Raw genomic sequence first — 20,002 nt, forward strand, 5'->3', positions numbered from 1 at the left:
ACCGGAAATCTATTCCGGTCTTTTTTATGTTTATTTTCGGAGTGCAGCCAGTTCCTCTGCGATTGCCTGCATTTCGCTCGGACTGAAAGATTTCTTTTTCATCACCATTTGGTGCAGGTATTCAAGATCTTCAAGCTTTTCATTGCTGAAGGCTTCAGCTTTGATGACGCCGATGTTCAGCATGTTTAGTTTTTGCGAGATCTCTTCGATCATTTTGTTCAGCTCGGCTGTTTTCTGCTCTGACAAGAAGGCACATCCTTTCTCACTGATTTCGTAGTCTTTATTGTAACAGAATTAAGCGAGAAGAAAAGGACGGCTGTCAAAAAGCATCTCCGGCTTAAACGGATACGCTGTTTTGCTTTTCCGCTTTTTCGGCTTTGATTTTGGCGAGGATCTGTTTGGACTCATAGATGACAATCCCTGTCAAACCGAGCAGGCCGATCAGGTTTGGTATCGCCATCAGACCGTTCAGCATATCGGCGAGCGCCCAGACAAAGTCATTTTTAAAGACCGCTCCGAAAAAGACGGCGATCACAAAGATGACACGGTAGATGATCGCATATTTTTCATTCAGCAGGTAGGTGAAGCATTTTTCTCCGTAGTACGACCAGCCCAAAATCGTCGAATAGGCGAACAGCAGCAGTCCGATTGCGACGATTGTCGATCCCGCAGGGCCGAGAAAATGTGCGAATGTCATCGATGTCAGCGCATCGTTTTTTTCTGTCAGATACATGTTTCCCATGACAATCGATATCCCCGTAATCGAGCAGACGATCAATGTGTCGATGAAAACCTGGGTCATAGAGACAAGCGCTTGGCGAGCCGGCATATCGGTTTTTGCCGCGGCCGCCGCGATCGGCGCCGAGCCGAGACCTGCTTCATTTGAAAATACGCCCCGCGCCACGCCCCAGCGGATCACGGTTCCGATCGCGCCTCCTGCCACGGCCTGGCCGGTAAACGCGTCAGAGAAAATTAAACCGACCGCACCGGGGACAAGTTCAAAGTTTGTGACAAGAATGATCAATCCGGCGATGACATAAAATAAAGCCATGATCGGTACGAACAGCGAGGTGACTTTGCCGATGCTTTTAATTCCCCCGAGAATGACAAGGGCTGTAAAAATCGTGACAATGATGCCGGTTACCCAGGCAGGCACGGAAAATGTGGAGCTCATGACTCCGGATACAGAATTCGACTGAACCATATTGCCTATTCCGAAAGCGGCAAGCGCCCCGAATATGGCAAATAACACACCTAGCCACTTTTGCTTGAGGCCGTGTTCCAAATAATACATCGGACCGCCTGACATTTCGCCGTTTTTGTCTTTCACGCGGAATCTGACGGCAAGCACCGCTTCGGCATATTTCGTCGCCATTCCGAAGAAGGCGGCGAGCCACATCCAAAACACGGCGCCCGGCCCCCCGGCAATGACAGCTGAGGCGACACCGACGATATTCCCTGTACCAACTGTAGCGGCAAGGGCAGTCATCAGCGCCTGAAAGTGGGAAATATCGCCTTCAGAGAATTTATCCTGACGTCTTGAAAAGGCAAGCTTTAATGAGTAAGGCAAAAGTCTGACCTGCAAAAAAGCCAGCCTGAAAGTCAAATAAATACCCGTTCCAACGATGAGGATCAAAAGCGGAGGTCCCCATAAAAAACCGTTCATTGTATCTACAATATGTGAAATAAAATCCATAGGCGAAATATCCCCCTTTAATTTTGTGTCTAACTAGAATATTCTGAAAGTTTGTTAGATTTGTCAATAGCATTGTCATCTTTTCTTCCCGAAGTTGAAAAAAACAAAAAAATCTTTAGTATAAAAGCAAAAGTGTTTTTTCTTTCTGAAATGTGGGGAAAGAATAGAGGAGGCTCTTGATTGATGATCAAAGTGTTATTTGTCTGCCTCGGCAATATTTGCCGCTCTCCGATGGCAGAAGCTGTATTTAACGACATGCTCAAAAAAAGCGGACTGGAGGACCGGATCGAAGCCGATTCGGCGGGAACAGGGAGCTGGCATCTCGGCAAACCGCCTCATGAAGGCACACGGTCGCTGCTGTCTGCAAAAAAGATCAACTGCGAGGGCCTTTACGCGAGGCAGATTACCGACAAGGACCCGGAAGCGTTCGATTATATCATCGCGATGGATGCCGAAAACGCCGGGCATGTGAGAAGCCTTGCCGGCTGCGGGAGCAAAGCCGTCATCCGGAGGCTGCTCGACTATGTCGAGGACTGTGAGACGGAAGATGTTCCTGATCCATACTACACCGGGAACTTTGAAGAGGTGTACGAACTCGTCGCGAAAGGGTGCAGCGAATTGCTGAAGGACATTCGAAAAGAACACAATCTATAAAATCGAAGGGAGAGATTTTTTATGAAAAACGACCGCGTTTTCATCAGAAATATCCTCCTCGGCGCTTCGGTCGGGGCGGTTATGTCACTGCTGCACAAACCGACTAGAGAAGCGTGCGGCGCAAAGCTTGACGCATGCAAAAACAAAGTCCGCCTTTACCGTGCAAATCCCGGAATGTTCACCGAATGCGTAAAAGAAAAAATGGACGAAGCCAAAAAGCTGACCGCTTCCATATCGGACGATTTAAGCTTCTTAAATCAACAGATGAAAGAACTGAAAGAGACGACGCCAAAAGTGATCGGTCTGATCGAAGAAACGAGGGATCACTTCACTGCCAAATCCAAAGGGCGTACGGAGCCGGAAAAAGAATGAGTTTTTTGAAAGAGCTGGCTTGGCGTTTTTTCCTTCATGAAGGGCCGAGCAAATCGGCGGAACTTGCCTATTTTTTCCTGCTGTCCTTGTTTCCGTTTATGATTTTCCTATTGACTTTGATCGGCTACCTGCCTGTTAAAACGGGCGATGTCATCGGGCTGATTGAACAGTATGCCCCAGAAGACACGATGTCCGTTATTGAAGAGACGCTCAATACAGGAAACAGGGGCCTGCTTTCTTTCGGGATCATCGCGGCGCTCTGGTCTGCGTCAAACGGATTGAACGCGATTGTCAGGGCCTTTAACCATGCTTATGAAGTGGAGGAAAACCGCTCATTCATCATGGTTCGGCTGACATCGCTCCTCCTGACCGTCGCGATGGTTTTCACCATATTGGTCGCGCTTCTTCTTCCGGTATTCGGGAGGGCCATCGGCCATTTCATCGCCAATCTGGACGGTACGCCGGAAATGTTTCTAGCGGCATGGTCAGCGCTCCGCTGGGGAATCAGCCCGCTTGTGCTGCTGATCGTCTTTACGGCTTTATACTTTTTCGCCCCGAATAAGCGGCTGTCATTTAAATTCGTGCTTCCGGGAGCCGTTGCAGCGACAGCCGGCTGGATTCTCGTCAGCATGCTGTTCTCATACTACGTCAGCGAATTTGCAAACTACAGCGCGACATACGGAAGCCTCGGCGGCATCATCGTCCTGATGATCTGGTTTTATTTAAGCGGAATGATGATTATTCTTGGAGGGGAGATCAACGCCCTTTTACATAAACGTAAAATCATTCCTGAAGAAAATCCGCGGAAATGAGCAATCTATAAAAGAACGTTTCATGAGTTCAAAAGCGGAGGGATCATCATGACAAAACACACGAAAAAAGGCGGCAGCCATAATAAACAAAATTCAAAGCAAAGTCCGAAAAACAAAACGAGCGCAAGCGCCAACGGACAAAACGGATATCATTAAAACTGCCTGACATTTTCGAAAAGGCCGGCTGCCTATTGTAAGCAGCCGGCCTTTTTTACATTGACGCCGCCTCAGATTGTTCGAGAGCGCTTTTCTTCTTCGTTTTGCCAAAGAGCACCCCGATCCAGATTAACACCATCACGCATGTAATCAAATAAAACAGGTTGCTGTTATGAAATGTCTGCATATACCAGCCGCCGGCAACCGGGCCGAAAATGCTTCCGAAGCTGAAGGTGATCCCGCACATCAAATTTCCGGCCGGAAGAAGGCGTTTTGGAAGCAGGTCGGCCATAAAGCTGATGCCGAGTGAAAAAGTTGAGCCCACAGCCATTCCGGCTATGAAAAAACATATCGCAAGCAGGGGGACGGAATCGGAAAAGCCCGCCGCAAAGAAGCAGCCTGCCCCGACAGCCAATATGACAAGGAGCACATTTCTCCTTCCATACTTGTCGCTCAACACGCCGAGCGGATATTGAAAGACGATGCTTCCGATCGCAAAAGCCGGAAGAATAATTGATACGCCTTCGACGGAAATGCCCGAGCGAAGCGCGTAGACGGGAAAATTGCCGTTCAGGGCGGTTTCCAAAAAGCCGTAGCCGAACGTCGGCAAAAACGCGACCCACCCAAGAAGAAAGGCTTGGATGAAGCGCTTCAAGCTGTTATCGCTGCGGCTTTCAGAGCCGCTTTGCTCAGGAAAATCGTTTTGAAGGCAAAAAATAAACAGCCACGCCAACATGCTGAATGCACCTGAGACGATAAACGGCAATGACGGGGCGATGTTGACAAGCGGCGTTAAAAAAGGACCGGCAGCAAATCCCAAACCAAATGAAAGGCCGTACAAAGAAATATTGCGGCCGCGGTTTTTTTCAGACGATAATGTGGTCACCCAAGTTTGCGTTGAAAAGTGCAGCATATGATCGCCGATTCCGATCAGGAGCCGCAAAAAGAACCAGACGATAAACGACTGAATAAAAACAAAGGCGAACAAACTCGCGCACACCATGATCCCGCCGATGACAATCAGCGGTTTAAAACCGAGCCTGCGAAGCGGCGCTTCCATGAACGGCGAAGCGATCAGAACGCCGATGTAGAGGCCTGTCGCATGAAGCCCGTTCAGTGCAGCCGAATGTCCTTCCTGTTCAAAAATAACAGAGATGACCGGAAGGAGCATCCCTTGCGAAAAACCTGATATACTGACAATCAAAACGAGAATGAAAAAGTGAAATCTAGTCATCGGCCGATTCTCCTTATCCGTAATCCTTCTTTGATCGTACAACTTTCAGAAGTTTTTAGGCAAGGCGATTTTTCTTTTTCTGTCAAAAGAGGTGTAAATCATGGAAATCGTGTGGAATCAGAACGGCTTTGAGGCTGATCTGGAATATGGAAAGCTTAAGATATCAGGCAATGAAGAAGCAGGATTCAGGCCTTATCAATTGCTGGCCGCTTCGATTGCGGCATGCAGCGGAACCGTTCTTCATAACATATTGGAAAAGAAAAGGATACAGCTGAAAGATATGACCATCAAGACAAAAGAAGAACGCATTTCCGAAGAGGCGGGCCGCATCAAAAGCATCCATCTTCACTTCATATTGAAGGGAGAAAACCTCGGTGCAGAACAAATTCAAAAGGCGCTGAAAGTAGCGCTGAAAAACTGTGCCATGGTGAAGTCTGTTGAAAAGAGCATCGAGATCATCGAAACATTTCAAATTCGCTGATGTTTAAAAACCTGTGCCAATGCGGAATAGATCAGTATGCCGTATATAAACTGAAAAGTACGCACAAAAATAACCTACACCAAAAAAGAAAAGAGGAATGAATAATGGGCCGTTTTTTCTTTTGGATGATGGCTGCGGGAGTTCCCCTTTCTGTCGCAGGGAGCATTTTGCATTGGCCGCAGGTTTTATTGTTCATCATATACTGCCTGACGATCATCGCGCTTGCAAGCTATATGGGAAGAGCCACCGAAAGCCTTGCGATTATTGCTGGTCCGAGGATCGGGGGCCTTTTAAATGCGACGTTCGGAAACGCCGTTGAGCTGATCATTTCGATTTTCGCGTTGCGGGAAGGACTGATCGGCATTGTGCTCGCATCGCTGACAGGCTCTGTCCTCGGCAACCTTCTTCTGGTCGCTGGCCTGTCGTTTTTCATCGGGGGCCTGAAATATAAGCGCCAGGAATTCAACGTGTATGATGCGAGACACAATTCAGGTTTGCTCATGTTCGCGGTGATTGTCGCTTTCGTCATCCCTGAAGTATTTTCAGCAGAAATGACAGAGCCGAGGAAGCTGTCGATGAGCATCGGCATCAGCATCATCATGATTTTGCTTTACCTGGCGGCGCTTTATTTCAAGCTTGTCAGCCACCGCGGGGTTTACCAGACGAATCAAAATGAGCGGGAAGAATCGCATGAAGAGCCGGAATGGTCGGGAAAGAGGGCAACATTGGTTTTATTTTTGGCAACCGTTGCCGTTGCCTACATTTCCGAGCACCTCGTCCATACATTTGATACGGTGGCCGAACAATTCGGCTGGTCGGAGCTTTTCATCGGGGTCATCATTGTTGCGATCGTCGGAAACGCGGCAGAGCATGCTTCCGCCGTCATTATGGCCTATAAGGACAAAATGGATGTCGCAGTTGAAATTGCGATCGGATCAACGCTGCAGATCGCGATGTTTGTCGCACCCGTTCTTGTGATCAGCTCTTTGTTTTTTCCAGCGAGCATGCCGCTCGTCTTTACCTTGCCGGAGCTCGTCGCCATGGCTTCCGCCGTTCTTTTGATGATCGTCATTTCAAACGACGGGGATACGAACTGGTTTGAAGGCGCGACATTGCTGGCCGCTTATATCATCATGGGAATCGGTTTTTTCCTTCTTTAAAAAAATTGGGATAAACGGAGAGCATCCGGAAAACAATAAGGGAAAAGAAACAGAAAGAGTGATAGTATGAAAAAGCTTTTGTGTTTTACGTTGACTGCGTTTTTATCCTTTAGTTTTTTCGCTGTACAGGAAGCTGATGCAGCCAAGCCGATCAAGATTCCAAGCTCTGTCACGAATATTTCCAAAGAGAACACATACCCTAACTCCTCTCAGGATCAGCCGAGGCTGCAGCCGAGCGAACTGGCCGAAGAGCTGCTGAAAACAACCGATATCGCGATTGAAAATCCGCATCTCATCAAAATGCTGAATGAGTCAAGTATTTCCGGCACACCGCTGGCAATCGGCTACAGAGCGACGATTTATTTGGGCAGATGGGCGCTCGGGTATACCTCGAATGAAACCGTTGCAAACTGGGAATACCGCAAAATCAACACAAACCGCTTTGATAACCGGGGCGGGAAAGCACCTGCCGAACTCACGTATTCCCAGGAACAGACAAGCAAAATCAAAGGCGGCTTAACAGCGAAAGTCCCGAAAGCGGACGATGTCAAAAACATGATGATGCTTGAAGCCATGGAAAAAACAAAGCTGCCGCTCGCTTTTGAAACAGTCGTCGGCGCCGGCACAAAACGCGATCAGATTTATAAAGTGCAGCCGAAAAAACTGGGGAATTTACACGCCTATGCACCCGCCGTCAATGAAAAAGGGAAGGTCACTTACGGCGAAGTGTACATCGTATTAAAAGGCAACAAAAGAAAGCTTGTCGTCAAAAACATCACCTCGCAAGGAATCGGCGCCTGGATTCCTGTACAGGATCACCTCACATTCGGCTTTCAGCTCAGCCATCAGCCGAAATAAAAAGCAAGCCTTTCCCGGCTTGCTTTCAGCGTGTCGAGAAACCCTCGCATTCGTTGTCAGGCCTGCGCGTCGGTGCTCGCGAATTCCAACATTCGCTCCGCTCCTATACTCGGCCTTCCTAGACTGCAAGGGTTTTCAATCACGCTGAAGGGATGACAAAACCCCAAAACAAAAAGTCGTATTGGGATTTTGTCAACAATCTGAAAGCAAGTCTTTCCCGGCTTGCTTTTTTCATACTCTTGCTGTTCTGGAAGTAAAATCAACATCTTGATAATAGCTGTTTTTGACGAGCACATTCGGCCCGAGGCATCGGACGTGCGGGCAGTGGCAGTTGAGCTCCTTAGCAAGCTCTGTGTTTCTCCACTTCGCATAAGCGCTTGGCAGGCTGTCGGTTTGAATGTTGCCGAGCGGCGGAGTGTCTCCGAAATCGGTCACGATGATATTGCCGTCAAAAATATTGACATTCAGGCGCGATCTGCCGTCAGGGTCGTTTCTGACCGTGACATTTTTCGCTTCGCGCAGCCGCTGTAAAAGAGCGTGATCTTCAGGATCAGGGCTGCACGCGTAAAACGGCAGGGTGCCGAACAGCATCCACGTATTTTCGTCGCGAATGTCAAGAAGGCGGTGGATCGCTTTTCTCATGTCTTGTAAGCTTAAAGATTCAAGCGCGCTTGCAAAGTCACTCGGATACATCGGATGAACCTCATGGCGCTGGCATTTCATGTCTTCGACAATTTGCCGGTGAATATGCTCGATGTGAGGGAGCGTCCGTTTGTTGAGCATCGTCTCGGCGGATACCATAACCCCTTCATCAACAAGCGTCCGGCTGTTTTCGATCATTTTTTCGAAATAGCGCGTCCTCTGGGCAAATGTCGGCTTTTTATCCATCATGGCGAAGCCGATTTCTGCAAAGTCTTCGACCGTTCCCCAGTTGTGGGAAATATGAAGCACATCAAGGTAGGGGATGATCAGCTCGTAGCGGCCGATATCGAGCGTCAAGTTTGAATTGATCTGCGTCCGCACACCGCGTTCATGAGCGTATTTTAATAAAGGAACGACATATTCCTTTACGGATTTTAATGAAAGCATCGGCTCGCCGCCCGTAATGCTTAAAGAACGAAGGCGGGGAATCTCATCAAGCCGTTTCAACAGAAGGCTGACGGGCAGCGCGTCCGGGTCCTTCGTCTGGAGCGTATACCCGACGGCGCAGTGCTCGCAGCGCATATTGCAAAGAGTCGTCGTCGTAAATTCAACGTTCGTCAGCTGTATATCTCCATATTGGTCAACGTCCATGTAGGCTTCCCACGGATCATATTCCGGGGTAATCGGACGAACCTGCGTTTTTTCTGTCATGACATATCTAACTCCTTTATGATAGGACATACTAATATAGCCCAACTATTCATTTTAGACCTGATCGTTGAGGCGTGCAAGTCATGGATGATTGAAAAAAGGCCGTTTATAGGCTACGATAAAGGAACAAAAGGAGGAGAATCATGGGTAACGCAGTACATGACAAAGAACAGCAAGTCAATTATTTAAAAAACAGATTGGATATGTTTATGTCAGTCATCGATTCTTTAGACCCGGAATCGACCGACCTTGAAGATATTGACAGACTGATCGGCATGCTCGACGACTTGGAAGCCAAATACGAGCGCTTTAAAAAAGACTGGAAATAAAACCGCCGCATTCTCTGCCGCGGTTTTTTTGTTTTCCAAGTGTTGCTTGGTATGAAAAGCCCAGCCCTTCTGCACAATAAGAAAAAATAAAACTGGGAGCGAGAAAATGATGAAACGAATCTGTGCCATATGCTGCGGATTCCTGCTGATGCTGGCCTGCAGCGGCAGCGCTGAAGCGATTTCCAACAAGGCGATCCATTGGGGCTTTTCAAAAAGCAAAAACCATCAGCCGGCAGATGCGGGACAAGAGCTGAACAGCCTTTTACAGCAGTACGACGCCTTTTATTTGGGCAACACAAAGGAAAAAACGATTTATCTGACCTTTGATAACGGCTATGAAAACGGCTACACCCCTAAGGTGCTCGATGTTCTGAAAAAACAAAACGTCAAAGCTGCCTTTTTTGTGACGGGCCATTTTGTCAAAGATCAGCCGGAGCTGATCAAACGAATGGCCGAGGAGGGGCATGTCATCGGGAATCATTCCTATCACCATCCGGATCTCACGACGAAAACAAGCCGTGTGATACAAGAGGAATTGGAATCGGTCGATGAGGAGGTTTACAAAATCACAGGCGAAAAAAACAACCTCTACCTGAGACCGCCTCGGGGCGTTTTCAGCGAGCGGGTGCTTGAAGAAACGAAAAAGCTCGGTTATCAAACGGTATTCTGGTCTGTTGCTTTTGTCGATTGGAAAATCAATGCCCAAAAAGGGTGGCGCTATGCGTACGACAATATGATGAAACAGGCCCATCCCGGCGCCATCTATTTGCTTCACACCGTCTCGAAAGACAATGCCGAAGCGCTTGATCAGGCGATCACCGACTTGAAAAAAGAAGGCTATACATTTAAAACTCTTGATGACCTGATGTTTGAAAAATCTATGATGCTAAAGCCCTTTTGAAAGACAAATGCCCCGGTCGCTGAGCCGGGGTTTTTGCTTTGATCGGAAAAGTTGATGTTCAGGCTCTATTTCCCCTAGTCAATTCCATAGAATAAAAATCCATTCTATATACATATATTACTAGATTTAAAAAGAAAATAGGTATATCATTGATATTGAAGGGGGAATTACCATGTCAAAATTAGTAAAATCAGTCACGTCACCTAAAAAATTCATTACAGGAAAACGACTCCTTGAGAACTTGAACGATTACATTGAAGATTATGGCGATCACGCATATATTATTTGCGATGAATTCATTTTGGAACGCGCTCAAAAAGAAGCGGGGAATTCGATTCAGAAAGCCGGCAATCAAGCTGTTTTTGAAAAATTCAATTACGAATGCACACAGGAAGAAATCGATCGTAACCGGGAGCTTGCACGCAATGCAGGCGCTAATATCATCGTTGGGATCGGCGGGGGAAAAACGCTTGATACAGCAAAAGCCACTGCTTATTACGAGAAGCTGCCGGTTGTGATTTTCCCGACAATTGCTTCAACAGATGCTCCATGTACGGCCCTTGCCGTCATTTATAAACATGACGGATCGTTTGACCGCTATCTGTTTTTGCCGACGAACCCTGATGTCGTTCTCGCCGATTCTGACATTTTGGCATCCGCGCCGCCGCGCTTTTTCGCAGCCGGTATCGGAGACGCCTTGGCGACGTATTTTGAAGCGCGCGCCTGCTTTAAAGCAAACGGCGACAACCTCGTGCTGATGAAGCCTTCAACAACTGGATTGGGACTTGCCCGTCTTTGCTATGATACGCTATTGGAAAACGGAGTAAAAGCAATGCAGGCGGTCAAGCATGGCGTTTCTACACGAGCGGTCGAGGATACAATCGAAGCGACCATCTATTTAAGCGGCGTCGGCGCCGAATCAGGCGGTCTTGCCGCCGCACATGCGATCCACAATGGAATGACAGCCGTTCCTTCCCTGCACAGGGCTCAGCACGGCGAAAAAGTTACGTTCGGCCTTTTGGCTCAGCTTGTTCTTGAAAACGCGCCGGCCGAAGAGCTGGAGACCGTCATTGACTTTATTAAAGGCGTCGGTCTGCCGTTAACATTAAAAGACCTCGGAGTCGACGAATTTGTCGAAGAAGAATGGCGCCAAGTCGCTCAAAGCGCTTGCGCAGAAGGCGACACAATGGGCAACATGCCGTTCCCAGTCACTCCTGACGATGTCTACAATGCGATCGTCGCCGCCAACGCGATTGCAGAATCTTATCGCGATTAATAGACGAAAAGCCGCTTCGGTGAAGGAGCGGCTTTTTTTTTGAGGGTTGTCTATTAGTTTGTGAATCGGCTGTTTGCCGTTCGTTTTTTCTGTATACCTTTTCATTCTAAACTTTCTCTTCCGTGTAATCTATTTAAAAGTTCCCGAAAACGTGCTGTTTAACTCGAGTGACAGCCGCTCATTTCAATACTTTAATTTTGATCCTCGGTTCTTCTTCCATCCCTGACTCATCCACATCCTCATTTCCCGGAGCCGTAAAAGTGATGCTGTACGTTTCCTGTGAATGCGGAGACAGTTCCAGCTCTTCCGGCTGAAAGTCAAATTCACTCGTTATATCAGGGGTGAGTTGGATGCGTTCGGTCTTTTTCCCGTAGTTGTTCACTTTCACCTCACAGTCCATGCTTCCTTCCTCCATATCGTTCTGATAGCTGCAGGAGCTTCCCCTTGTCATATATTCCACGGCATCATCGCCTTGTGCATTCCATTTTTGAAAGAGCATCAGCTTTTCTGTGACCAGCGGGTAAAATACTGAAATGCCGATAATAAACAAAAACAGCTTAAAGCGGATCCACGGTACTCCATCATAATGTCGCCACGCCATAATGAAGCCAATGATGAGCATCAACATGCAGATCAGAACCACTAAATTCCGGACAGGCAGTCCTAAAAAGTCCGAAAGCGCGTCCGCTGCAGACACGCTTTGATGATTCTCGGCGCTCATCAACAAGCCGAGAACGATCAGGATGATGCCGACAAGCCCTGTATGTACCTTCATGCCTTTCCCCCCTCAGTTATAGAAGTAGTCGTAAAGAGAGGAAAAAGGTTTTCGGTTTTACTTGAAAATGTCAAACCATCCTTTGTGCCGGAACCAGAAGATCATGCCGGCGACAACGGCTCCCATCATGACGAGGATGAAAAAATAGCCGTAGCGCCAATGCAGTTCAGGCATGTTGTCAAAGTTCATGCCGTACACTCCGGCAATGAAGGTGAGCGGAATAAAAATCGTTGAGACGATTGTCAGCGTCATCATAATGGCGTTCATCCGATTGGAGTTGAGCGTCTGGTAGCTGTCCCTCAAATCGGCGGTCATGTCGCGGTTGTTTTCGACAATTTCGGTCAGCTTCAAGAGGTGGTCGTAAATGTCGCTGTAGTACGCTTTTCGTTCGCGGTTTTCTTTTGAAATTTCAATGTTTAAAATCCGGTAAAGCAAATCCCGCATCGGAATAATTGTTTTCCTCAGCTTTAGAAGGTCGCTCCGGATATCAAACACCTCATTCATCAGCGTTCCATACGTTTTTCTGCTGTCGCTTTCAGCAATTTCATTGAGGCGGTCTTCTATTTTGTAAAGAATCGGGAAATATTCGTCCACAAGCTGATCCATGACCATATAGGCGATATGGCTCGGTCCTTTTTTCCACAACTCGCTGTTTTCCGAAAGCTGTCTTCTTACTTTTTCAATGCCGTCTGAACGATGAAAGTGAAATGTGACGATAAAATCTTTTCCAACGAATAGGTCAACTTCTTCAGACGCCAAAGTCCTTTGATTCAACTCGTGTATGACGAAAAAAAGATATTCTTCGTATTGATCAAGCTTCGGACGCTGCAAATGATGAACGCAGTCCTCAACTGCTAAAGGGTGAAAGTGAAAATGGCTTTTGAGTAAGGAGACTTCTTCATCCGAAGGCTGATCGAAATCGGTCCAGTACCACTCAATATCTTGACCTGTCAGCCTTTCTGCTTTGGTGTCGGTGGATAAAAGCTTTCCGTCTTTTGTCATCGCAAAATGTTTAATCATCGGCACCCCTCCGCTTCCATAGGATGCTGCGGTGCGCTGTGATTCATTCGGCGAAAAATAAAATGTTGTTCTTTTTTAAGAGAATTTGAAACATGGTATACTGTGGACAAAGAAGAAAAAGGGATGGGAAGCGATGTGGAAGGAAACTGTAAGCGTATCACCGCCGTATCATTTTGACCGCGTCTTGGACAGGCTTTCGCTTGATCCGCTCAATGCGGTCAACCTCGACAAAAGGGAGGTCAAGCTGCCGCTCCGCAATCAAAACAAAGAGCCTCGGATTGTCGCTGTGCAGGCGACGGGAACTGTCGAAGCCCCGGCGTTTGCCGTCAGCGGTACAGACGATCGAGACGACATGATGAAAGAAGTGAAACGGATCTTCAGATGGGAGGAAAATCTTCAGCCTGTACTGGATCACTTTTCACAATCGAGCTTATCATCAATTTTTGCAGAGCATGCCGGAACGCCGCTGGTGCTCGATTTTCATTTGTATCATTGCTTGATGAAATGCATAATCCACCAGCAGCTGAATCTGTCTTTTGCTTATACGCTCACAGAGCGGTTCGTTCACACTTTTGGAGAGCAAAAGGACGGGGTCTGGTTTTATCCGCTTCCCGAAACGGTTGCACAGCTCGACTATAACGACTTGCGCGAACTTCAATTCAGCATGCGGAAGGCTGAATATGTCATCGATACATCAAGGATGATCGCAGACGGCCGTTTAAATCTTGATGAGCTTGATCAATTATCAGATGAAGACATGATGGAAAAGCTGGTGAAAATCAGAGGCATCGGCCCGTGGACCGTCCAAAACGTTCTGCTGTTCGGACTCGGCCGCCCCAATCTATTTCCGGCCGCCGATATCGGCATCCAAAACGCCATCAAACGCCATTTTGGCTTAAACGATAAACCGACAAAAGAACAAATGCTTGAAATGAGCAAAGAATGGCACCCTTATTTAAGCTATGCTTCCTTGTATTTATGGAGGAGCATTGAGTAGAAATGGAGAGAACATCAGTGAAACGTGATAAAAAAGGATCATCAGCAGAATTAAAAGTCGGACAGCAATTTCCGCTGACGATCAAGCGCCTCGGCATCAATGGCGAAGGCGTCGGCTACTTCAAGAAAAAAGTCGTCTTCGTCCCCGGCGCACTGCCGGGTGAAGAAGTCGTCGTCGAGGCGACAAAGGTTCATCCGAAATTTTCCGAAGGGCGGGTCAAAAAGGTGCGCAAGCGTTCAGAGCACCGCGTCAAGCCGCCCTGCATCATCTATGAGCAATGCGGGGGCTGCCAGCTCCAGCATCTGGCTTATGAGGAGCAGCTGCAAGGAAAACGGGACATCGTCATTCAATCGGTCGAACGGCACACCCGTTTTGACATCGGCAAAATGGACATCAGGCCGACGATCGGCATGGAAAACCCGTGGCACTACCGGAATAAAAGCCAGTTTCAGCTCGGGCTTTCGAAAAACGGCAAGATGGTGGCCGGGCTGTACGGCCTTGACTCGCACCGGCTTGTCCCGATTACGGAATGCATTGTTCAGCATCCGGCGACGAACAAAACGACGCAAACCGTCAAGCAGATTCTTGAAGACTTCGGCATTTCCGTCTACAACGAACGGAAGCGCACGGGCGACGTCCGCACGATCGTGACGAGGGTCGGCTTTGAGACGGGGGAAGTGCAGGTTGTCCTTGTCACGTCAAAAGAAGATCTGCCGCGCAAGGAGCTCATTGCAGAAGAAATCAAAAAGCGTCTGCCTGAAGTGACCTCCGTGATTCAAAACGTCAACAAAGCCAAGACATCGGTTGTCTTCGGCGAGGATACAAGGCTCTTAGCCGGCAATATGGTCATTCAGGAATTTCTCGGCGAGGTTTCATTTGAGCTGAGCGCCCGCGCTTTTTTTCAGCTTAATCCGATCCAGACGGTCAAGCTGTATGACGAAGTGAAAAAAGCGGCGAAACTGAGCGGGCGCGAAAAAGTCGTCGACGCCTATTGCGGCGTCGGCACGATCGGAATGTGGATCGCCGGCGGGGCAAAAGAAATCCGCGGCATGGACGTCATTAAAGAATCGATCGATGACGCCAACCAAAACGCCAAAAAGCACGGAATCGAAAATGCGCGCTATGTCACAGGGACCGCGGAGCACTGGCTGCCGAAATGGACAAAAGAAGGCTTCAGGCCGGATGTCGTCATCGTCGATCCGCCGAGAACAGGCTGTGACCGCACCTTCCTTGATACGATCAGGCAGGTTAAGCCGAAACGGTTCGTTTATGTCTCATGCAATCCGTCAACACTTGCGAAAGATTTGCAGCACTTGGCGAAGGATTACCATGTCGAATACATTCAGCCTGTCGATATGTTTCCGCAGACGGCGCACGTCGAATCGGTCGTATCGCTGAAGCTGAAATAAAACGCCTTTTCAAAGGCGTTTTTTAGCGGAACCAAAAGGGGGATACATGATGAAAAGACTCTGCATCATCCCGTGCGGGGCGAAGAAAATCTGGGATGTCGATCCGGGCAGCGGCCCGTCCGCCGCAAAGGATGTCTATCTGAGCCCGTTTCATCGGGCGTGCCGCACATATGCGCAAACGTTTTTTGCGGATTGGGTGATTCTTTCAGCAAAACACGGGTTTTTAAAACCGGAAGATATCGTTCCTGAAAACTATGACGTCACATTCGGGATGCGCCACCCGGAGATTATGGCGGATGATGAACTGAAGGTTCAAGGTGAACGGAAAAACCTGATGGATTATGACGAAATCGTCATGCTCGGCGGAAAAAAATACAGGCCTGTTTTGAGGAACGTGTTTGGCAGCCGCCAGCAGATCACTTACCCGCTGGCAGGATACCGGGGAATCGGCTATATGCTGCAGGCGCTGAAAGCGGCTGTCGATGAAGGCCGGGAGCTTAGGGAACCTGAAAACAGCTGAAGAGAAAGTGAGTTTTTAAAATCGCTGGGCGGGTTTGTCTAAATAAGGGCATGGCCTGATCTGGAAGACATTTGTTTGGCGGTGGGATATACGGAGGCAAAATGAAATATTCATTTTTGCCTCTTTTTTTATGCGATTTTTTGTAACAAAAAGAAGTTCAACGGTACTAATAAGTGAATGGAAAAATAGCGGCATGCCCAGCCGGGGAGGGGCTTTATGAAGCTTGAGGAAGTCTACAAGAGTATTCAGCCTTCCGTTTATGCCTTTTTCTACATCAAGACATTCCATAAAGAAACGGCGGAAGATTTAACACAGGAAGTATTTTATCAGGCTGTGAAAGGCTATCATACATTTTCGGGAAAGTCGACAATCAAAACATGGGTGTTTGCGATTGCTAAAAATGTGTTGAAAAAACACTTTCGTTCAGGAGCGTCAAAAGCCGGGACAAACACGATTCAGCATGAGGAAGCGGCTTGCTTATCTCCTGAAGAACACCTTCTGAAAACCGAGAAAGAGCGGCGGCTTCTCGAGGAAATCAACCGGCTTGATGAGACTTCAAAGGAAATTGTCACCCTCCGTATCTACGGAGAATTGTCATTTAAAGAAATCGGCATGCTCACAGGCAAAACCGAAAACGGTGCCAGGATCGGGTTTCACAGAGCGAAGCTCAAGCTGCAGCAAGAAATGGAGGGGTATGATGAAGGATAAGGAACGCAGTGTATTCAATGATTTGCTTCCTTTATATCATGAGGGGCTGTTAAGCAAAGAGTCGGCTGAATGGATTGAGGAAGCGGCCGAAAACGATGAAGAGCTTCAGAGGCTTTTGAAGATGACGGAGGCCGAGCTTCCGAAGGAACATATTGAATCGTCTGTTCATGAAAGTCAAATGTTTAAAAGAATCAATCGGAAGCTCTCCTTGTACCAATTGATGTTTACAGCCATTTCGTTTTTTCTCGCGATTCACACATCCCTTTTAAATGAGAGCTTCGGCTTTATTTTGTGGTATGCCGTGCTCGGGCTTGCGGTGTACTTGTTTTACCGGGATATGAAACTTGTGATACTCCTCTCCTTTGCGCCGATTTTCATTTGGGGGATCGGGGATATTTTGGCCGGATGGGATGCAGCCGACGGTACAGGGGTTGTGGAGCACCTGCTGTATGCTGTCTTTGGCGCTTTCATGCTTGCAGTTATTCACTGTTTTTTCGCCGCGGCCGGGATGATGATCGGATGGCTGTTCTTAAAGCTGAAAGAAAGTAGCTGATATGATGAAAAAGAAAATCTTGTATAGCGTATTGATCGTGGTGCTCGTTTCCTTTGTGCTTGCCGCATATAACGCCTTCAACGGAAATCCCGTAAGCAAGAAATTGTCTCAAACGGCGCTTGAGCATTATTTGACTGACCGCTATCCTGAAAAAGACTTGCGGATCGACAGCGGGCTTTATAGCTTCAAGTTCGCCGAATATGTATTTGAAGTCACTGATACCGGCGATCAAAAGCGCAAAGATCCCTATCTGTTTTCTTTGAGAGGGTTTGTTCAACCTGAAGTGTACACTGACGGGATCTATGAAGAGAACCTCAACGAACCGCTGATGGAGCGGCTTGGAGAAGAAGCCGGAAAAGAAATCAAAACGTTTTTATCGAAAAGCATAAACGATCTGAAAGACGTTGACGTGCAAGTCGAAGTATTAAAAGGAAAGCTGAATAATGACGCAAAATGGGAGAAAAGCCTCCGCTTAGAGCGGCCGATGGAGATTCATATTTTACTTGATGCCGCAAATGCCGACCGAGAAGACGTCTACAAAACGGCGCAAAAGATTCAGCGCCTGTTGAATAAGGAAGGGTACGACTACGAAAGCGTGACGATTAATGCCAACATTTTTGAGGGGGAAGATATCAAAGACGAGGAGATCGGCTATGTCAAATACAGCACCTCCTTTGAAAAAAATGCGGATATCAAGCTGAAGGATGTTGAAGAGCTGAATGAATAGCGATCCATCCTTCAGTTGAAGGGTGATATCATATTTGCAAACCGTCGCAGAAAGCGGCGGTTATCTGTTTAATATAAGTGTCTTTAGCGGTTTTTCGAAACCGGCCGTCAGCCAATGCGCCAGAAGAGAAGTATCCGTATAAAGAGGACAGAAACGCGAAGGCCTGTGAACCTGGATCTCCCTTTTTCATCAGGCTTTTGTCCTGCATCGTCTGAAAGTAGTCTGTTAAATAACGAAGGAGTTCTTCCATATGCTTTAACAGAGAACCGAAAAGATCAGTCATCCTTCCGCCGTCTTGAACAGCTATAAGGTAGAGCGGTTTGTTATTTTCCATATGGAGCAAATACGATTCTGCAATCAATGTTAAATCTTTTTCCAGGTTCCAAGTGATATCGTTTTCAAATACGCGCTGAAAGGCTGGGATATAAGAAAATTGCTGAACAGCCGCTTCCAAAAGTCCGAGCTTTGTTTTGAAGTGCCGATAGACGGTCATTTCGCTGACGCCTGAATGAAGCGCTATATCCTTTATTGTCACCGACTTGAATCCGTATTTTTGCATTAAGTCTAAAGCAGCAGATATGATCCGTTCGTTCGTCTCTTGCAAAGGTGTTGACCCCCATTTTATGATAGTTAGTAGTAACTAACATCAGTCTAATCAGGCGCTGAATTGATGTCAACCCGTTTCAAAAAGGATAAAAAGGAGTTTTAATCATGAAAAATATTTTAATCGTCAATTTTCCGGCGGAAGGGCATGTCAATCCTACATTAGGGATCACCAAAGCATTTGCTGACAGAGGCGACAATGTGCACTATCTTTCAACAGAAAAGTATAAAGACAGGCTGGAGGGCGTCGGAGCTACCGTCCATTTATACAAAGATCTGGTGAGAAACGCGCATATTGATCCGAATTCACCGTCCGGCCTTCTTGAATTTTTAAAAATTCATCTCAAAACCTCGCTGTATATTCTAGACATTGTAAAAGAGCTGTCCAAAAGCATTTCGTTCGATGCCGTGTATTATGACACATTCGGTGCGGGTGAATTGGTCAGGGATTATTTGAACATTCCGGGAATCGCTTCATCGGCTTCATTTCTCTTTGGACAAGAACATATGAAGATTCTGCCGCTGCATCCGGATTCAGGCGCGGAGCTGCATTTGGATAAAGAATGCGAAGACCTGCTTAGTGAACTGAAAGAAAAGTACGGCGTCTCACCCCGGCATACAGGACAGTTTATGAGCAATCAGGCGGAGCTGACCGTTGTGTATACAAGCCGGTATTTTCAGCCTGAGAGCGACCGTTTTGGGGATGATGTGCTGTTTATCGGCCCGCGTTTTCCGAAGCGCCTCGACAAGACCGATTTTCCGGTAGAATCGTTAAAGAATGAGAAAGTCATTTATATTTCAATGGGAACCGTACTTGGTAAAACCGCTGACTTTTTCAATATGTGCATTGATGCTTTCCGTGATTTCGACGGCAAGGTTGTCATCGCCACCGGCGAAAAATCGGACTACGCGGATGTAAAAGAAGTGCCGGAGCATTTTATCATTGCGCCGTATGTGCCCCAATTAGAAGTGCTTAAAGAAGCCGCTGTGTTCATCACACACGGCGGCATGAACAGTGTTAATGAGGGCATCCATTACCGCGTCCCGATGGTCGTGCTTCCGCATGATAAAGATCAGCCGATGATCGCCCAGCGTCTGAAAGAACTGAATGCTGGATATCCGCTGTTTGCAGAAGAGGTCAATGCTGAAAGATTAAGAGATGCAGCAGAACAAGTACTCACTGATGGAGAATATCAGGAAGGCATTCAAAAAATTGATGAAAGCTTCAGCAACTGCATGGACATGAAAGATGCATTGGCGCGCATTGATGAATATACGGCGCGGAAATCGCTGCAGTCTTAATAGAAAGCCAAGCCGCTTTACCAAGCGGCTTTCAGCGTGTCGACAAACCCTCGCATTCGTTGTCAGGCCTGCGCGTCGGTGCTCACGAATAGGAGAAGGATCGGCG

23 protein-coding genes are annotated in these 20,002 nt (G+C 47.5%); 16 read left to right on the forward strand and 7 right to left on the reverse strand.

What is annotated here, in order from left to right:
- Window positions 1–30: 30 nt before the first annotated feature.
- On the reverse strand, window positions 31–246 hold the full coding sequence (locus QMZ64_RS21150) for a DUF1128 domain-containing protein (protein ID WP_065644584.1): 216 nt from the start codon (window positions 244–246) through the stop codon (window positions 31–33).
- Window positions 247–337: 91 nt separating this feature from the next.
- A complete protein-coding gene (locus tag QMZ64_RS21155) occupies window positions 338–1,696 on the reverse strand; it encodes an alanine/glycine:cation symporter family protein (protein ID WP_243943999.1) in 1,359 nt (452 codons plus the stop codon).
- Window positions 1,697–1,879: 183 nt separating this feature from the next.
- Here QMZ64_RS21155 and QMZ64_RS21160 point away from each other — a divergent pair, with 183 nt between their 5' ends.
- The 3 genes from QMZ64_RS21160 to QMZ64_RS21170 are packed head-to-tail and all read left to right on the forward strand — an operon-like array spanning window position 1,880 to window position 3,534.
- The gene (locus QMZ64_RS21160; RefSeq protein WP_243943998.1) at window positions 1,880–2,350 is read left to right on the forward strand and encodes a low molecular weight protein-tyrosine-phosphatase; all 471 of its coding nucleotides are present in this window, start codon (window positions 1,880–1,882) and stop codon (window positions 2,348–2,350) included.
- 21 nt (window positions 2,351–2,371) lie between these two features.
- Window positions 2,372–2,722 (forward strand): hypothetical protein, encoded by a 351-nt coding sequence (locus tag QMZ64_RS21165; RefSeq protein ID WP_020450568.1) that lies wholly within the window; start codon window positions 2,372–2,374, stop codon window positions 2,720–2,722.
- On the forward strand, window positions 2,719–3,534 hold the full coding sequence (locus tag QMZ64_RS21170) for a YihY/virulence factor BrkB family protein (RefSeq protein ID WP_265627568.1): 816 nt from the start codon (window positions 2,719–2,721) through the stop codon (window positions 3,532–3,534). The genes QMZ64_RS21165 and QMZ64_RS21170 overlap by 4 nt, the downstream gene beginning before the upstream one ends.
- A 211-nt stretch (window positions 3,535–3,745) precedes the next feature.
- On the opposite strand, the gene QMZ64_RS21175 is transcribed toward QMZ64_RS21170, so the two are convergent.
- A complete protein-coding gene (locus QMZ64_RS21175) occupies window positions 3,746–4,924 on the reverse strand; it encodes an MFS transporter (RefSeq protein WP_265627567.1) in 1,179 nt (392 codons plus the stop codon).
- Window positions 4,925–5,024: 100 nt separating this feature from the next.
- Between QMZ64_RS21175 and QMZ64_RS21180 the strand changes: the two genes are divergently transcribed.
- From QMZ64_RS21180 to QMZ64_RS21190, 3 genes are all read left to right on the forward strand, one after another.
- Window positions 5,025–5,405, forward strand: a complete 381-nt coding sequence (locus QMZ64_RS21180) for an OsmC family protein (RefSeq protein WP_265627566.1) — start codon at window positions 5,025–5,027, stop codon at window positions 5,403–5,405.
- 104 nt (window positions 5,406–5,509) lie between these two features.
- Window positions 5,510–6,565, forward strand: coding sequence for a calcium/proton exchanger (gene cax / locus QMZ64_RS21185; RefSeq protein ID WP_265627565.1), 1,056 nt, complete (start codon window positions 5,510–5,512; stop codon window positions 6,563–6,565).
- Between the two features lie 66 nt (window positions 6,566–6,631).
- Window positions 6,632–7,423, forward strand: a complete 792-nt coding sequence (locus QMZ64_RS21190) for a YfkD famly protein (protein WP_265627564.1) — start codon at window positions 6,632–6,634, stop codon at window positions 7,421–7,423.
- Between the two features lie 231 nt (window positions 7,424–7,654).
- Here QMZ64_RS21190 and yfkAB read toward each other — a convergent pair whose 3' ends face one another.
- Window positions 7,655–8,776, reverse strand: a complete 1,122-nt coding sequence (yfkAB, locus tag QMZ64_RS21195; RefSeq protein ID WP_265627563.1) for a radical SAM/CxCxxxxC motif protein YfkAB — start codon at window positions 8,774–8,776, stop codon at window positions 7,655–7,657.
- Between the two features lie 143 nt (window positions 8,777–8,919).
- Here yfkAB and QMZ64_RS21200 point away from each other — a divergent pair, with 143 nt between their 5' ends.
- From QMZ64_RS21200 to QMZ64_RS21210, 3 genes are all read left to right on the forward strand, one after another.
- Window positions 8,920–9,105 (forward strand): SE1561 family protein, encoded by a 186-nt coding sequence (locus tag QMZ64_RS21200; RefSeq protein WP_152849464.1) that lies wholly within the window; start codon window positions 8,920–8,922, stop codon window positions 9,103–9,105.
- Window positions 9,106–9,214: 109 nt separating this feature from the next.
- On the forward strand, window positions 9,215–10,006 hold the full coding sequence (gene pdaA, locus QMZ64_RS21205; RefSeq protein ID WP_265627562.1) for a delta-lactam-biosynthetic de-N-acetylase: 792 nt from the start codon (window positions 9,215–9,217) through the stop codon (window positions 10,004–10,006).
- Window positions 10,007–10,178: 172 nt separating this feature from the next.
- On the forward strand, window positions 10,179–11,282 hold the full coding sequence (locus QMZ64_RS21210) for a glycerol dehydrogenase (RefSeq protein ID WP_165426333.1): 1,104 nt from the start codon (window positions 10,179–10,181) through the stop codon (window positions 11,280–11,282).
- Window positions 11,283–11,460: 178 nt separating this feature from the next.
- On the opposite strand, the gene QMZ64_RS21215 is transcribed toward QMZ64_RS21210, so the two are convergent.
- Both QMZ64_RS21215 and corA read right to left on the reverse strand, forming a co-directional pair.
- Window positions 11,461–12,057, reverse strand: a complete 597-nt coding sequence (locus tag QMZ64_RS21215) for a hypothetical protein (protein ID WP_265627561.1) — start codon at window positions 12,055–12,057, stop codon at window positions 11,461–11,463.
- Window positions 12,058–12,114: 57 nt separating this feature from the next.
- Window positions 12,115–13,077, reverse strand: a complete 963-nt coding sequence (gene corA / locus QMZ64_RS21220) for a magnesium/cobalt transporter CorA (RefSeq protein WP_265627560.1) — start codon at window positions 13,075–13,077, stop codon at window positions 12,115–12,117.
- A 133-nt stretch (window positions 13,078–13,210) separates the two neighbouring features.
- Here corA and QMZ64_RS21225 point away from each other — a divergent pair, with 133 nt between their 5' ends.
- From QMZ64_RS21225 to QMZ64_RS21250, 6 genes are all read left to right on the forward strand, one after another.
- Window positions 13,211–14,074: a DNA-3-methyladenine glycosylase family protein gene (locus QMZ64_RS21225; protein WP_165426336.1), complete on the forward strand. Its 864-nt coding sequence runs from the start codon at window positions 13,211–13,213 to the stop codon at window positions 14,072–14,074.
- A 2-nt stretch (window positions 14,075–14,076) separates the two neighbouring features.
- Complete coding sequence (gene rlmD, locus QMZ64_RS21230; RefSeq protein WP_409365399.1) at window positions 14,077–15,483, forward strand: 23S rRNA (uracil(1939)-C(5))-methyltransferase RlmD; 1,407 nt, start codon at window positions 14,077–14,079, stop codon at window positions 15,481–15,483.
- Window positions 15,484–15,532: 49 nt separating this feature from the next.
- A complete protein-coding gene (locus QMZ64_RS21235; RefSeq protein WP_243943979.1) occupies window positions 15,533–16,003 on the forward strand; it encodes a DUF6884 domain-containing protein in 471 nt (156 codons plus the stop codon).
- Window positions 16,004–16,219: 216 nt separating this feature from the next.
- On the forward strand, window positions 16,220–16,711 hold the full coding sequence (locus QMZ64_RS21240) for an RNA polymerase sigma factor (protein WP_265627557.1): 492 nt from the start codon (window positions 16,220–16,222) through the stop codon (window positions 16,709–16,711).
- The gene (locus QMZ64_RS21245) at window positions 16,698–17,264 is read left to right on the forward strand and encodes a hypothetical protein (RefSeq protein ID WP_301441543.1); all 567 of its coding nucleotides are present in this window, start codon (window positions 16,698–16,700) and stop codon (window positions 17,262–17,264) included. Before QMZ64_RS21240 ends, QMZ64_RS21245 begins: the two co-directional genes overlap by 14 nt.
- Before the next feature lies 1 nt (window position 17,265).
- On the forward strand, window positions 17,266–17,991 hold the full coding sequence (locus QMZ64_RS21250) for a YfjL-like protein (RefSeq protein WP_301441544.1): 726 nt from the start codon (window positions 17,266–17,268) through the stop codon (window positions 17,989–17,991).
- A 28-nt stretch (window positions 17,992–18,019) separates the two neighbouring features.
- Here the strand turns inward: QMZ64_RS21250 and QMZ64_RS21255 are convergent, their stop codons facing one another.
- On the reverse strand, window positions 18,020–18,595 hold the full coding sequence (locus tag QMZ64_RS21255; protein WP_243943970.1) for a TetR/AcrR family transcriptional regulator: 576 nt from the start codon (window positions 18,593–18,595) through the stop codon (window positions 18,020–18,022).
- Window positions 18,596–18,702: 107 nt separating this feature from the next.
- Here QMZ64_RS21255 and QMZ64_RS21260 point away from each other — a divergent pair, with 107 nt between their 5' ends.
- A complete protein-coding gene (locus QMZ64_RS21260) occupies window positions 18,703–19,896 on the forward strand; it encodes a macrolide family glycosyltransferase (RefSeq protein ID WP_265627554.1) in 1,194 nt (397 codons plus the stop codon).
- The last annotated feature ends 106 nt before the right edge of the window (window positions 19,897–20,002 follow it).

It is taken from the genome of Bacillus sp. LB7 (assembly GCF_030449715.1).
In the GTDB taxonomy this organism is placed as follows: domain Bacteria; phylum Bacillota; class Bacilli; order Bacillales; family Bacillaceae; genus Bacillus; species Bacillus paralicheniformis.